Below are 13,465 nucleotides of genomic sequence, written 5' to 3'. Positions count from 1 at the left end.
TTTCGCTACGGAACAAGGATGAAATCATGACGATTACTGCTCTTCGCTCCCGTCTGGCCGTCAGCCTGGGCTTGAGCCTGGCCCTTGGCGCCTTTGCTCCCGTTGTCTTTGCGCAGCCTCACCAGCAGGTGCTGAGCGATGCCGAACAGTACAAAGGCGAGGCCCTGAAGCTGCTAGAACGGCTGGTGAATATCGACTCCGGCTCCGGCTACGTGCCGGGGCTGACTCAAGTGGGTGACATCGCCATCGATGAATTGAAGACGCTCGGCTTCAGCATCGAAAAAGTGCCCAACTCCGATGGCACGCAGCACGTCCTGGCGACGCTCAAGGGCTCCGGTAAGGCGAAAATCCTGTTGATGGCGCACATGGATACCGTGTTCAAGGAAGGCTCGGCGGCCGAGCGACCCTTTCACATCAAGGATGGCCGCGCCTATGGGCCGGGGGTGATGGATGACAAGGGCGGCATCGTCGCCGGGATCTATGCACTGAAAGTGCTGAAGAACCTCGGCTTCAAGGACTATGGGCAGATCACCTTCCTGCTCGACGCCAGCGAAGAGACCGGTTCGGACGCGGCCACCGACCTGATCAAGAAAACCGCCAAGGCCCACGACGTGACCCTCAACCTCGAACCGGGTCGCCCAGCCGATGGCCTGGTGGTGTGGCGCAAGGGCAGCGCCACGGCGTTGGTCGAGGTCAAGGGCAAGGCCTCCCACGCCGGCGTCGCGCCGGAACTGGGGCGCAATGCAGCGATGGAGGCGGCGCACCAGATTCTCCAGCTCGGCAAGCTGGGCGACGCCGAGAAGAAAACCACCATCAACTTTACGGTGCTCAATGCCGGCGACCGGACCAACGTGATCCCTGACAAGGCCAGCGCCAAGGCCGACGTGCGGGCGGCGGTGCCGGAGGAGTTCGACCGCATCGAGAAAGACCTGGCCCGGGTTTCCCAGGACAAACTGATCGCCGACACCGAAGTCACCACCAGCCTCAAGCGCGGCCTGCCGCCGATGCCGCAGACCGCGGAGTCGGATCGCCTGATGGCGATGGCTCAAGGCATTTATGGCGAACTGGGGCGCAAACTCACCGAAGAAGGCAGCGGCGGCGCCGCGGACGCCAGCCTGTCTGCCGGCGCCGGCACGCCGACCCTGGATGGCTTTGGCATCGTTGGCGGCAATATCCATACGCCCGAGGAATATGCCGAGGTGGAGAGCGTGGTGCCGAGGATTTATCTGTTGTCGCGGATGATCATGGAGTTGGCGAAGCCACAATAGCTCCGTGAATGTAACGCGGGCCCCTGTGGCGAGGGAGCTTGCTCCCGCTGGGACGGTCCGACGCCTCGGGTGAAGCAGCCCCAAATGGCTGGGCGCCGGATTGCAGAACACCCGAGAGCCCCTGTGGGAGCGAGCCTGCTCGCGATGACGGCATGTCAGTCAACTCTTGATTGACTGACAGCCTGCCTTCGCGAGCAAGCCCGCTCCCACAAGGGTTGGATGTGGTGTGGACTAACGCGGATCGACGTTATCCAACGCCCGATTCGCCAGCAAGCTACTGAGCTCGATCAACTGTTGGATACCCAACATCACATGTCGCCTGGAACCCTCCAGGTCAAATGTCAGGTCGTCGATCATGGCACTGGCCGAGTTCAGGGTTTCGTTGAGGTTGACCAGCAGGCATTCGGTGTCGATGCCGTCGACGACGGTAAATAGCTGGGCTGGGTCAGTTGCCGGTTCAGTGTGCTTGAGGTAGGCGTCGATCGTGCGCTTGGCGGCCTGGTCGAGTTCTGGTGTGTTCGGATCGGTGTTGGGTGGGTTGGGTGTTGGTTTGAACATAGATGAAACTCCTTGGTTAATGGAGCCACAACCTATTGCTACCAAACATTAGGTGGCGGCTATACGCAGGTTGGTAGACCGGGTACCAAGGCAAACCCAGCGCGCCCAAGGGCGCCCCACGCACAGCCGCCATAACAATCACCCGACCATAGTCGGCGGATGTATTTGCGGAACTGTGCGCCTTAGTTTTACCCGGGCTACCAAACCCGATCACTGATTTTTCAGCGACGGGGAAACGATAAAACCCAGGCCCAAGGCGCACAAGCCGGCGGATTCTGGCGTAGTTGTAGGCAATGGCGCAAGGTGAGGCGGTTTGGTCCTACGCCGGGGCAAGTCGGATGAACAAAAGGCCCTTGTGGCGAGGGAGCTTGCTCCCGCTGGGACGGTCCGACGCCTCGGGCGAAGCAGCCCCAAAAAGGCTGGACACAGGACTGCAGAACACTCGCTCCCACAGGGATCTGTGCCGGACATCAAATCTGGAAACATCCTTAATAACTCATCTTTCAGAAGGACCGCGCCAGCCGGTTCTGCGCCGGCTGCGCCGTCGAGCGGGAGCAAGCTCCTCGCCACGGGGGCGGCGTTGATCAAGCCGACTCAGTACACCCAAACCTCCACCCGCCGATTTCTCACCCGGCCTTCATCCTCGCTGTTGGTGGCCACCGGCATCAGGGCGCCGAAGCCGCGTACTTCCCGTAGGGTCACGCCGTATTTGACCAGCTCACGCCGCACCGCCATGGCTCGTAGTTTCGACAGCAGGTCCGCCCGGGTGGGGTCGTCCTTGGCGTCGCCGAAGCCCACCAGCGTCACTCGGCGGTCGGTCTTGGCGTGTTGCTTGAGGTAGTCGAGCACCCGGCTCAGGTCTTGATGGGCTTTGTTGTCCAGGCTGGCGCTGCCTTCGGCGAAGCGGAAGTTGACGTTCAGGCGCTGGGCCCGGCGGCTCAGGGCCTGGTAGCCCTCGGGCATCAGCGGGTTCGGCGTGACGGCCATGGCCTGGACGGTCTGGGCGATAAAGCCGTTGGCCGCGACGATGGACTGGCCTTTGTCGCTCTGGGTAAACGCCACCAGCGCCTCGGCCCATGGGTTGGTGTTCTGCGGAGGTAAATAGAAGAATAGCCGGCGGGACAGGGGATAGTCCTCGGTGGCGATCAGGTTGTTCAGCGGCAACATGGGTTGGGAATCGCCGTCGACAATCGCCAGGGCCTTGGCTTGGCGCACGTAGGGCAAGCCGATGAAACCGATGCCTTGCGGATCCTGGCTGACAGCGTCGGACAACTGTTCGCTGGATTCGAAGCGCCGGGCTGTAGGATCCAGCCGTTTGCCCTGTCGGTTGAGTACCAGTTCCTTGAAGGTGTCGTAGGTGCCGGACTGCTCGTCACGGGCATAAAGATGAATGGGCCCGCCGACGCCACCCACGGCTTCCCAGGTTTTCGCCTCGCCGCTGAAGATCCGCGCCAGTTGCAGGGTGTCGAGCTGACGCAACGGGTTTTGTGGATGAAGAATGATTGCCAGGCCATCGATGGCGATGACCTGTTCGGCGGTGGGACTTTTCAGGTCACCGAGGGACGACAGGTCCTTCAGCTCGCTGTCCTTGATCGGCCGGGAAGAAGCCGCGAGGTCAGCGCTCTCCTGTTTGAGCGCGGCGAACCCGGTGCTGGAGCCGTGGGCCGCGATGTCGATCATGACCCGCCGGCCATCGGCCGTTTGGCCTACGATCCGCTGCTCGTTGTCGCGACCGGTGATTTCGGTGCTTACCCGCAGCAGGCCTTGGGCTTCCATCAAGCCCCGGACCAGGGCCGGACCCAGCGCCGCGCCGATGGTGTTGGAGCCTTGCAGGCGCAGCGCCGGACCCTGTTCGGGCAGGGGCAGCGCGCCGGCCCAGGCGGCGAGGGGCAGCCAGAGACCTATGAATAAACCAACGCACAGCCGCATGCCGGTACCTTTTGAAGCCAGGGAGGTGCCGGAAGATTAAGTCAGTCAGGTGACGGGTAGATGACAGCGGTGCTACCGATGTTCAGCCGGAGCCCTTGTGGGAGCGAGCCTGCTCGCGATTGAGGCGGCACATTCAACATCAAGGTGCGCGTTATACCGCTATCGCGAGCAGGCTCGCTCCCACAGGGGATTTTCGGCGGAACGACATTCTGCGGCCACCGCGCAACAGTGTGGGAGCGAGCCTGCTCGCGATTGAGGCGGCACGTTCAACATCAATGTGCGCTTTATACCACTATCGCGAGCAGGCTCGCTCTCACAGTGGCTCTGTGGTGGAAAGCTATTGAGCGGCTGCCTTGCTCCCACAGGTTTTGCGTACCGCTCAGGCCAATTCCACCCAGATCGGTGCATGGTCCGAGGGTTTTTCCATGCCGCGCAGTTCATAGTCGACGCCGGCATCCTTGACCCGTGGCAGCAGGCCATGGGAGGTGAGGATCAGGTCGATGCGCAGGCCGCGCTTGGGTTCGTCCTCGAAACCGCGACTGCGGTAGTCGAACCAGCTGAAGCGGTCGGTGACGTCCGGGTTGAGGTGGCGGAAGCTGTCCACCAGGCCCCAATTTTTCAGGCGGGCCATCCATTCGCGTTCTTCGGGCAGGAAGCTGCATTTGCCGGTTTTCAACCAGCGTTTCATGTTATCCGGGCCGATGCCGATGTCGCAGTCTTGCGGGGAAATGTTCACGTCGCCCATCACCACCAACGGCTGGTCGTTGCTGAAGCGGCTTTCCAGCAACTGCTGCAAATCGCTGTAGAAACGCTCCTTGGCCGGGAATTTGGTCGGGTGGTCGCGACTTTCCCCCTGAGGGAAATAGCCGTTCATGATGGTCACCGGCACGCCGTTGGCGTCGGCGAAGGTGCCCCAGATGAAGCGTCGCTGGGCGTCTTCGTCATCACTTTCGAAGCCTTTGTACACGCTCAATGGCGCCTGGCGCGAGAGCAGGGCGACGCCGTAGTGGCCTTTTTGCCCGTGGTAATGCACGTGGTAGCCCAGGGCCTGCACCTCGGCCAGGGGGAACTGTTCGTCGTGGACCTTGGTTTCCTGCAGGCCGATCACGTCCGGCTGGTGCTTTTCGATCAGCGCCGCCAGCTGATGGGGACGGGCGCGCAGCCCGTTGATGTTGAAGGAAACGATCTTCATGGTCGGCTGTCCTGGCAAAACTGCGATGCTAGCTGACATGTAGGATGTGAGCCAGCGTGGCAGTAGGACAAATGCGCTGCTAATGTCCTTTGCTTGTAGGAACGATCACAAACCCATCGGGTTCGTAGTCAATAAGAGCAGGGCCTCAACGAGCCTCGCCCAGGAGATCTCCCGCCATGCCTGAAAGCGCCACCGCCATCGCCGATATCCATATGCTCGACAGCGGTTATTCCCGCGAAGCCCGTTCGTTGCTGTACCAGGCGTATCGCCATGAGCCGACCTTCAGCTTCCTGTTCGAGTCCGAGCGCCCCGGTTACGAACAGCGGGTACGGGCCACAGTGCGGGAATTGGTCAAGCAGCATTTTCTCCAGGAGTTGCCGGCCATCGGGTTGCTAGTCAACGACCGCCTGATCGGCATCGCCCTGATCGCGCCACCCCAGCGCCGCCTGGGCATTACCGAAAGCTGGGCCTGGCGCCTGCGCATGGTGCTGAGCACCGGGTTTCGCTGCACCCGGCGCTACCTGGAATACCACGCGGCGGTGACGGCCTGCCTGCCCTCGGACTCGGTGCATGTACTGCCGTTGCTGGGGATTCATCCGCAGTTCCAAGGGCAGCATTTCGGCGAGCAGTTGCTGGCCGCCGTGCACAATTGGTGTGCTGTGGATGAACACTCCCAAGGCGTGGTGCTCGACACGGGCAACCCGCGTTACCTGGAGTTCTATAAGCGCCAGGGCTACGAGGAAATCGGCGAGATCGCGGTGGGGCCGATCCGCGAGCACGTGTTCTTTCATGCCAACCCGCAGGTTCTGCACAGCGCAACGGCCTAGTGGCCTGTGTGGCTGATTCGTGCACTCAATTAACAGTACAGGCCACTAGTCGGACGAACTTTTGGGAAAGGTCCGGCTCTATCAGGCACCTACGCTCGTGATAGCATCCGCGCCATGAAACTCCCAGGACGAATGACCAGTGGCGCGCTTTTGCTGTCCCTCAGCTGCGCGGCGCTGGCACAAAATGAATTGGATGTACGCGTCAAACCGTCCAATGATGCCCTCAAGGCCAACGTAGAAGGTTACATCGGCGGTCTGGGCGATCGTGACGAAGAGGCCTTGCTGCGCTTCAGTCGCGGCGCCGAGGAGCAGGCGCGCAAAGCCGCCCAGGCGCTGGGCTACTACCAGCCGCAGATCGACAGTGAGGTCAAGGGCGGCAAGACCCCGCGCCTGGTCCTGAGCATCGATCCCGGCGAGCCCGTGCATCTGCGCAACGTCACCTTGCGTATCGACGGCCCGGCGGCGTCTCTCAAGGCGTTTCGCCTGCCCTCCGACGCCGGCCTCAAGCCCGGCGCGGTGCTCAACCACGGGCGCTATGAAGATGCCAAGCGCCAGATCCAGAACCAGGCGTCGCGCTACGGTTTTTTCAGTGGGCGCTTTAGCAGTCAGAAATTATTGGTGGATCCCAGGGCGGGCGTTGCCGACATCGAGTTGATCTACGACAGCGGCCCGCGCTATGCCCTGGGCCCGGTGAGTTTTGAGGGTGACACGCCGTTCGATGAGGACCTGCTCCAGCGCATGGTGCCGTTCAAGGCCGGCACGGCCTACGACTCCGAGCTCATTGCCGAACTGAACCAGGCGCTGCAGTCGAGTGGCTATTTCGAGGGCGTGCGGGTGGACGCAGCGCCCACCGCCGCCACCGATAACGTGATCCCGGTGGCGGTCAAACTCGACACCCGCAAGCCGCGCACCATGGGCCTGGGCCTGGGCTTTTCCACCGACGTCGGGCCACGGGCCAAGGCCAACTGGACCCGGCACTGGGTCAACCCCCAGGGCCACAGTTATGGTTGGGAAGCGGAAGTCTCTGCGCCCCGGCAGAACGTCGGGCTGTGGTATGACGTGCCGCTGGACCCACCGCTGACCGACAAGCTGCGCTACGCCGGCGGCTATCAATACGAAGAACTGGCCGGCACCGACACCCTCAGTAAACTGCTGACCGTCGGCCCGGAATGGCACAGCAAGCTACCCAGTGGCTGGCAACGGGTGGTGTCGCTCAAGTGGCAGCGCGAGGAGTATCGCCTCGGCGACGATTCGGGCCTGAGCACGCTGCTGATGCCCGGCGTCAGCTACTCCTACCTGCGCAGCGACAACCGCATCGATCCACACAACGGTTATCGCCTGCAGTTCGACACCAAGGTCGCCAAGGAAGGGTTGGGGTCGGACAACAACCTGGTCTACGGCACCGCCATGGTCAAGGGCTTGACCACGGTGTTCGACAAGCATCGCTTTCTGGCTCGGGCCCAGGTCGGCGGCAGCGCCACCAACGGTTACAAGTCCATCCCGCCGTCCCTGCGCTTTTTCGCCGGTGGCGACCAGAGCGTGCGCGGGTATGACTACCAGAGCCTGTCGCCGGAGAACTCCGAAGGCGACCGGATCGGTGGCCGCTACATGGTCGCGGGCAGCCTGGAATATCAATATTCGGTCGCGGAGAAATGGCGGGTGGCGACCTTTGTCGACCAGGGCAATTCCTTTAACGACCTCGAACTGCCGAGCCTGAAGACCGGCGTCGGCGTCGGCGTGCGTTGGGTCTCACCGGTAGGGCCGATCCGTCTCGACCTGGCCCACGCGCTGGATGAAGAGGGCGGCATTCGATTGCACTTTTCCATGGGGCCCGAGCTGTGAGTCGTGGTTTGAAAAGAACGCTGCTGGCACTCGTCGGGTTGCTGGTGGTGATCGTGCTCGCGTTGAGCGTGGTGCTGGGCACTGCATTCGGCAGCCGTTGGGCCCTGGGCCGGGTGCCGGGGTTGAGCGTGGATAATTTCCAGGGGCGTCTGGCGGGACAGTGGAGCGCCGATCATCTGCTGTGGCAGCAGGACAGCAGCCGGGTGGAGGCCGAGGAGGTGATCTTCGCCTGGTCGCCGACTTGCCTGATGCGCATGACCTTGTGCATCGAGCAACTCAAGGCCGCCACCGTCAGCCTGCAATTTGCGCCGTCCAGCGATGCGCCGAGCGATGGCCCGCTCACCTTGCCGGACCTGGACCTGCCGGTCGCCATTGAGCTGGGCGACGTGCAAGTCGGCAGTCTGCTGTTCAACGGCAGCGAGCAGCTCAAGGGCCTGCAACTGGCGGCACACTGGACCGCAGAGGGTATGTTGATCGACGCGGTGCAGTTGCAGCGTGACGAGCTGAGCCTGAAGCTGTCCGGCCTGCTGAAGCCCGGCGGCGATTGGCCGCTGGAAGCCGAAGGCCGATTGACCTTGCCGGCGCCAGGTGCCACACCATGGGCCCTGGCGCTGAAAGTCGATGGTGATCTGCTCAAGACCCTCAACCTTAGCGCTGACAGCAGCGGCTACCTGCAAGGACATCTGATCGGCGAACTGCAGCCGTTGGCCGAACACCTGCCGGCCAAGGTGCGCATCACCGCCGATGGCTTCCGGGCCAGCGCCGATCTGCCGGACACGCTGTTGCTCAACCAGTTGGAGCTGACCGGTGAAGGCGATCTGAAAAACGGCTATCAGCTGCTCGGCAACGCAAAGTTGCCCGCCGAGAAAGGCCCGGTGGCGTTGCGACTGCTAGGCAGGGTCGACGCCAATGGCGCCCAGATCGCCGCGCTGGACCTGGAGGCCGGCGACCAGCAAAGCCTGAAGCTCACCGGCCAACTGGACTGGCGCGAAGGCCTGAGCGCCGACGCGAAAGTCGCCTGGCTGGATTTCCCCTGGCATCGCCTCTATCCGTTGATCGACGAACCGCAAGTGACACTGCGCCGCTTCAACGGCGAAGTCTCGTACACCGATGGCAAGTACCTGGGCAATTTCCAGGCGTCGCTGGACGGACCCGCCGGGGCTTTCGAGCTGAGCAGTCCGTTCAGCGGTGATCTTGCGCAAATCCACCTGCCGCAACTCGAGCTTGCAGCGGGGCAGGGCAAGGCCGAAGGGCACCTGGACGTGCAGTTCGCCGACGGCATCGACTGGGACACGGCGCTGGAACTGTCAGCTATCAACCCGGCGTACTGGCTCGGTGAACTCCCTGGCACCCTGGCCGGACCGTTGCGCAGTAAAGGATCGATGAACAACGGCAACCTTGCGCTCGACGCCGACCTGGACCTCAAAGGCAAGCTGCGCGGCCAGCCGGCGCTGTTCCAGGCCAAGGCCAGCGGCGCGGGCGAGCAGTGGAACCTCAGCGCGCTGGACATCCGCCTGGGGGACAACCGCATCAACGGCAGCGCCAGCCTGCAACAGAAGCTCAGCGGCCAGCTCGACATCAAGCTGTCGCGCCTCGCCCAGCTCTGGCCGCAATTGCGTGGTCAGGTCGTGGGTCGGCTCGACATGGCCGGGACACTCAAGGCGCCGCAAGGCAAGCTCGGTTTGCAAGGCACGCAACTGGCATTCCGGGATAACCGTCTGCAAAGCCTGAACCTCGACGCAACCCTCGACAGCGCGCAACGGGGCAAGGTCGATCTCAAGGCCGGCGGCATCAACGTCGGCGAAACGTCCCTGGGCGTACTGACCGTCAGCGGCCAGGGCGACATCAAGCAACAGCAACTCAGCCTGGATCTGCAAGGGCCGCAACTCGACACGACCCTGGCGTTCGCTGGCGCCCTCGACCAAGGCAACTGGCGCGGGCGTCTGCAAGGGGGCGATATCCAGGCCGGCGGCCAGGCCTGGCGCCTGCAAGCCCCGGCGAAACTGGAACGCCTGGCGGACGGCACCCTCAATTTCGGTGCCCATTGCTGGCGTTCCGGCCAGGCCAGCCTGTGCGGCGAAGACCAGCGCTTGATGCCGGAGCCGAAGCTGCGCTATCACCTCAAGCAATTTCCCATCGAAAGCCTCGCCCAGTGGATGCCCAAGGATTTTGCCTGGCGCGGCCAGCTTAACGCCGACCTGCAACTGGACCTGCCGGCCAGCGGCCCGAACGGTCGCGTGCAGGTGGACGCCAGCGGCGGCACGCTGCGCATCCGCGACAAGGACCGCGCCGACGGGCAATGGCTGGACTTCCCCTACCAGACCCTGAAACTGGACAGCCGCCTGACCCCCAAGCGCATCGACACCGAGCTGAATTTCGTCGGCGCCCGGCTTGGCGAACTGATGCTCCAGGCGCAGATCAACCCGTTGCCCGCCAGCAAACCCCTCAGCGGCTCGTTCCGCCTGACCGGCCTGGACCTGTCCGTGGCCCGACCGTTCGTGCCGATGGTGGAAACCCTCACTGGGCATCTGAACGGCAGCGGTACTTTGTCCGGTGGCCTGCTCGCGCCCCAGGTCAACGGCAACCTGACACTCAGCGATGGCGAAGTGTCCGGCCCGGAACTGCCGGTCAGCCTCGAAGCCTTGCAACTGCGGGCGATGATTGCCGGCGAATCGGTGCGCGTGGACGGCAACTGGCGAAGTGGCAAGAGCGGGCAGGGCAGCCTGAATGGTGACATCGGTTGGGGCGAGGCCTTGAGCCTGAACCTGGCGCTCAAGGGCGCGCAGTTGCCGGTCAATGTCGAGCCTTATGCACAACTGGAAATGGCGCCGGACCTCGATATCACATTGCACGGCGAGCGGCTGTCGATTGCCGGCAAGGTCCTGGTGCCCAAGGGCGAAATCACCATCCGCGAGCTGCCGCCGTCCACGGTCAAGGTTTCGGACGACACGGTGATCGTTGGTCACCAGACCGAAGAGGGCAAGGCCCCGATCGCCATGGCGATGGACATTGACGTGATCGTCGGCCAGGAAAAACTCGCGTTCTCCGGGTTCGGGCTGACCGCCAACGTGCAGGGCCAGGTGCACATCGGCGACAACCTGGACACCCGTGGCGAACTCTGGCTCAACGACGGTCGCTACCGGGCCTACGGGCAACGGTTGACGGTTCGCCGGGCGCGGTTGCTGTTCGCGGGACCGATTGACCAGCCTTATCTGGACATCGAGGCGATCCGCCAGACCGACGATGTGATCGCCGGCATTCGCCTGAGCGGCAGCGCCGAACAGCCCACTACCCAGATTTTCTCGGAACCGGCCATGAGCCAGGAACAGGCGCTGTCCTACCTGGTGTTGGGCCGGCCCTTGAGCACCACCGGCGAGGACAACAACATGCTCGCCCAGGCAGCGTTGGGCCTGGGCTTGATGGGCAGTTCAGGCGTGACCACCAGCCTTGCCAATAACCTGGGCATCGAGGACTTCCAGCTCGACACTCAGGGCAGCGGTAACGACACCAGCGTGGTCGCCAGCGGCAATCTCTCGGAAAAGCTCAGCCTGCGCTACGGCGTCGGCGTGTTCGAGCCGGCCAACACCATCGCCCTGCGCTACAAACTGAGCAAGAAGGTCTACCTCGAAGCCGCCAGCGGCGTCGCCAGTTCGCTGGATATTTTCTATAAGCGCGATTTCTAGAAGCCTTTCCTCTAACCCTGTGGGAGCGAGCTTGCTCGCGATGACGTCATACCGGTCAAAATCGAATTGACCGATACGCCGCCATCGCGAGCAAGCTCGCTCCCACAGGGTTTCTGCGTCTATCCGATTTGTATGTAGCAAGCTAACTATTTGTTTGACATTCGCTGCCTAAGCAGTAATATCTCGACATACATTCACTGCCTAGGCAGCAAACGGTGTCCAGATGAAGCATTTCACCCCAGACGAATTCCACAATTGCCATCTCGGCATGCTGCTCGGCCGCGCTGCGCTGCTTAAAGACCGGATCATCGACACTCACATGGAACCTGTCGGCATCACCGCCGCGCAGTTCAAGGTGCTGATCATCATGGCCCAGCACGGCATCGACACCCCGGCCGAGTTGTGTCGCTACCTGTCCTTGGACAGTGGCTCGATGACCCGGATGCTCGATCGCCTGGAGCAGAAGGGCTTCCTGGCCCGTCAGCGCTCGGTGGATGACCGTCGGCAAGTGTTGCTGGTGTTGACCGACGCCGGTCAGGCCCTGGCGGATCGCCTGCCGGTGATCGGCGCCGCTGCGATGAACCAACTGGCCAGCGCCATCAGCCGCGAGGAATTGCAAACCCTCGAACAGATTCTCAAGAAAATACTGCTCGCTGCCGGCGATCCCATCACCGTGCTGCGACTGGGGGAAAAATGAAGCGTAGAACCTTGCGTAGTGGCTTGAGCCTGGTGCTGCTGGCCATGAGCCTGGCCGGTTGTGCCAGTTACAGCGGCTTGAAGACCGAAGGCGTCAGCCTCGAAGCCCAGAGTCTCAAGGTCGGGCAATCACTGAACGGCGTGACCCTGTCGCCGGCCTCATGGCCGAAAAGCGACTGGTGGAAAAGCCTCGGTGACCCGCAGCTCGACGGTCTGATCCGCGAGGCCCTGCGCGACAGCCCGGACATGCAGATCGCCAGCGCCCGTGTGCATCAGGCCAGCGCCGCCGCCTATGCGGCCAACGCTGCGCGCATGCCGACACTGGATGCCAGCGGCAGCGTCAGTCGTTCGCGGCTGGCCCGCGACCAGGACCCGGCGGGGCAGGGTGGCGCCTACAGCACCCTGCGTTCGCTGAGCGTGGACCTCAATTACAACTTCGACCTCTGGGGTGGTCAGCGCGCTGCCTGGGAAGCCGCTCTCGGTCAAGCTCGCGCCGCTGAAATCGACCGCCAGGCCGCGCAATTGACCCTGGCCGCCGACGTGGCCCGGGCCTACAGCGACCTCGGCCAGGCCCACATTATTTATGACTTGGCCGCCGAAGACCTCAAGCGCACCCGGCAGATGCTCGACTTGAGCAAGCGCCGCCTCAGCGCCGGGATCGACAGCGAGTACCAGTTCCAGCAGACCGAAAGCCTGGAAGCCAGCGCCGACGCCACCCGTATCGATGCGGAAAAACGCCTGCAGAGTGCCAAGATTGCCCTGGCGGTATTGCTGGGTAAGGGGCCGGATCGTGGCAATGAAATCGCCCGACCCCATGTGCTCAAGTCCAGCGCGGTGGCCTTGCCCTCGAACCTGCCGGCGGAGCTGTTGGGCCGTCGTCCGGACCTGGTCGCCGCGCGCTGGCGGGTCGAGGCGGCGGGCAAGAACATCGAAGCCGGCAAGACCAACTTCTACCCCAACCTCAACCTGAGCGCGGCGGCGGGCGTGCAGTCGTTGCTGGGCGACGCGATGTTCGGTTCGGCCAGCCGCTTCTTCAATGTGGCGCCGACGGTCTCGCTGCCGATCTTCGACGGCGGACGCCTGCGCGCCGACCTGGATGCCCGGGATGCCGATTACGACCTGGCGGTGGCGCAATACAACAAGAGCCTGGTCAAGGCGCTGGGGGATGTCAGCGACACCATCAACCAGTTGCGTGATATCGCCCGGCAGATCGGCGCCCAGCAGCACGCCACTGATATTGCACAGAGTTCCTACGACACCGTGGTCCAGCGCTACGGCTCGGGCATCGGTAACTACCTGGACGTGCTGAGCATCGAGCAGCAACTGCTCCAGGCCCAGCGCCAACTGGCGAACCTGAATGCCGAGCAGATCGATCTGTCGATCCAGCTGATGCAGGCCCTTGGCGGCGGTTTCGATGCTCAGGCGTTGGCTTTGGCCGCGCCGGCCTCCACCACGCCGAACAACTGATTC

General features: G+C 63.1%; 9 protein-coding genes. 6 read left to right on the top strand and 3 right to left on the bottom strand.

Annotated features, from left to right (window positions below; translation table 11 throughout):
- Nucleotides 1-26 precede the first annotated feature (26 nt).
- Nucleotides 27-1,268: a M20/M25/M40 family metallo-hydrolase gene (locus ACLEJR_RS16585; RefSeq protein WP_440815117.1), complete on the top strand. Its 1,242-nt coding sequence runs from the start codon at nucleotides 27-29 to the stop codon at nucleotides 1,266-1,268.
- Nucleotides 1,269-1,499: 231 nt separating this feature from the next.
- Here ACLEJR_RS16585 and ACLEJR_RS16580 read toward each other — a convergent pair whose 3' ends face one another.
- The 3 genes from ACLEJR_RS16580 to xthA all read right to left on the bottom strand — a co-directional run bounded on the left by ACLEJR_RS16580 (nucleotide 1,500) and on the right by xthA (nucleotide 4,947).
- A complete protein-coding gene (locus ACLEJR_RS16580) occupies nucleotides 1,500-1,826 on the bottom strand; it encodes a DUF6124 family protein (protein WP_440815114.1) in 327 nt (108 codons plus the stop codon).
- Between the two features lie 594 nt (nucleotides 1,827-2,420).
- Entirely contained in the window at nucleotides 2,421-3,755 is a 1,335-nt protein-coding gene (locus ACLEJR_RS16575) for a substrate-binding domain-containing protein (protein ID WP_440815111.1), read from the bottom strand.
- 379 nt (nucleotides 3,756-4,134) lie between these two features.
- Nucleotides 4,135-4,947 carry an exodeoxyribonuclease III gene (gene xthA / locus ACLEJR_RS16570; RefSeq protein WP_440792813.1) on the bottom strand — a complete coding sequence of 271 codons (813 nt, stop codon included), beginning with the start codon at nucleotides 4,945-4,947 and terminating at the stop codon, nucleotides 4,135-4,137.
- A 176-nt stretch (nucleotides 4,948-5,123) separates the two neighbouring features.
- Here xthA and ACLEJR_RS16565 point away from each other — a divergent pair, with 176 nt between their 5' ends.
- The 5 genes from ACLEJR_RS16565 (at nucleotide 5,124) to ACLEJR_RS16545 (ending at nucleotide 13,462) form a co-directional block, all read left to right on the top strand.
- On the top strand, nucleotides 5,124-5,774 hold the full coding sequence (locus ACLEJR_RS16565) for a GNAT family N-acetyltransferase (RefSeq protein WP_440815108.1): 651 nt from the start codon (nucleotides 5,124-5,126) through the stop codon (nucleotides 5,772-5,774).
- 114 nt (nucleotides 5,775-5,888) lie between these two features.
- Entirely contained in the window at nucleotides 5,889-7,616 is a 1,728-nt protein-coding gene (locus ACLEJR_RS16560) for an autotransporter assembly complex protein TamA (protein ID WP_440815105.1), read from the top strand.
- Nucleotides 7,613-11,299 carry a translocation/assembly module TamB domain-containing protein gene (locus tag ACLEJR_RS16555; RefSeq protein ID WP_440815103.1) on the top strand — a complete coding sequence of 1,229 codons (3,687 nt, stop codon included), beginning with the start codon at nucleotides 7,613-7,615 and terminating at the stop codon, nucleotides 11,297-11,299. Before ACLEJR_RS16560 ends, ACLEJR_RS16555 begins: the two co-directional genes overlap by 4 nt.
- 223 nt (nucleotides 11,300-11,522) lie before the next feature.
- Nucleotides 11,523-11,996 (top strand): MarR family winged helix-turn-helix transcriptional regulator, encoded by a 474-nt coding sequence (locus ACLEJR_RS16550; protein WP_245138170.1) that lies wholly within the window; start codon nucleotides 11,523-11,525, stop codon nucleotides 11,994-11,996.
- Nucleotides 11,993-13,462: an efflux transporter outer membrane subunit gene (locus ACLEJR_RS16545; protein WP_440815101.1), complete on the top strand. Its 1,470-nt coding sequence runs from the start codon at nucleotides 11,993-11,995 to the stop codon at nucleotides 13,460-13,462. The genes ACLEJR_RS16550 and ACLEJR_RS16545 overlap by 4 nt, the downstream gene beginning before the upstream one ends.
- Nucleotides 13,463-13,465: the final 3 nt, after the last annotated feature.

The organism is Pseudomonas sp. SMN5 (assembly GCF_052041925.1).
GTDB lineage: Bacteria > Pseudomonadota > Gammaproteobacteria > Pseudomonadales > Pseudomonadaceae > Aquipseudomonas.
Note: the sequence above shows the minus strand (reverse complement) of the source record. Positions and strands in the feature narration are given on the sequence as shown.

Bases quoted from the DNA above. Each gene is read 5' to 3' on its own strand.
- ACLEJR_RS16585 (WP_440815117.1), top strand. From the start codon at position 27: ATGACGATTACTGCTCTTCGCTCCCGTCTGGCCGTCAGCCTGGGCTTG.
- ACLEJR_RS16580 (WP_440815114.1), bottom strand. From the start codon at position 1,826: ATGTTCAAACCAACACCCAACCCACCCAACACCGATCCGAACACACCA.
- ACLEJR_RS16575 (WP_440815111.1), bottom strand. From the start codon at position 3,755: ATGCGGCTGTGCGTTGGTTTATTCATAGGTCTCTGGCTGCCCCTCGCC.
- xthA (WP_440792813.1), bottom strand. From the start codon at position 4,947: ATGAAGATCGTTTCCTTCAACATCAACGGGCTGCGCGCCCGTCCCCAT.
- ACLEJR_RS16565 (WP_440815108.1), top strand. From the start codon at position 5,124: ATGCCTGAAAGCGCCACCGCCATCGCCGATATCCATATGCTCGACAGC.
- ACLEJR_RS16560 (WP_440815105.1), top strand. From the start codon at position 5,889: ATGAAACTCCCAGGACGAATGACCAGTGGCGCGCTTTTGCTGTCCCTC.
- ACLEJR_RS16550 (WP_245138170.1), top strand. From the start codon at position 11,523: ATGAAGCATTTCACCCCAGACGAATTCCACAATTGCCATCTCGGCATG.
- ACLEJR_RS16545 (WP_440815101.1), top strand. From the start codon at position 11,993: ATGAAGCGTAGAACCTTGCGTAGTGGCTTGAGCCTGGTGCTGCTGGCC.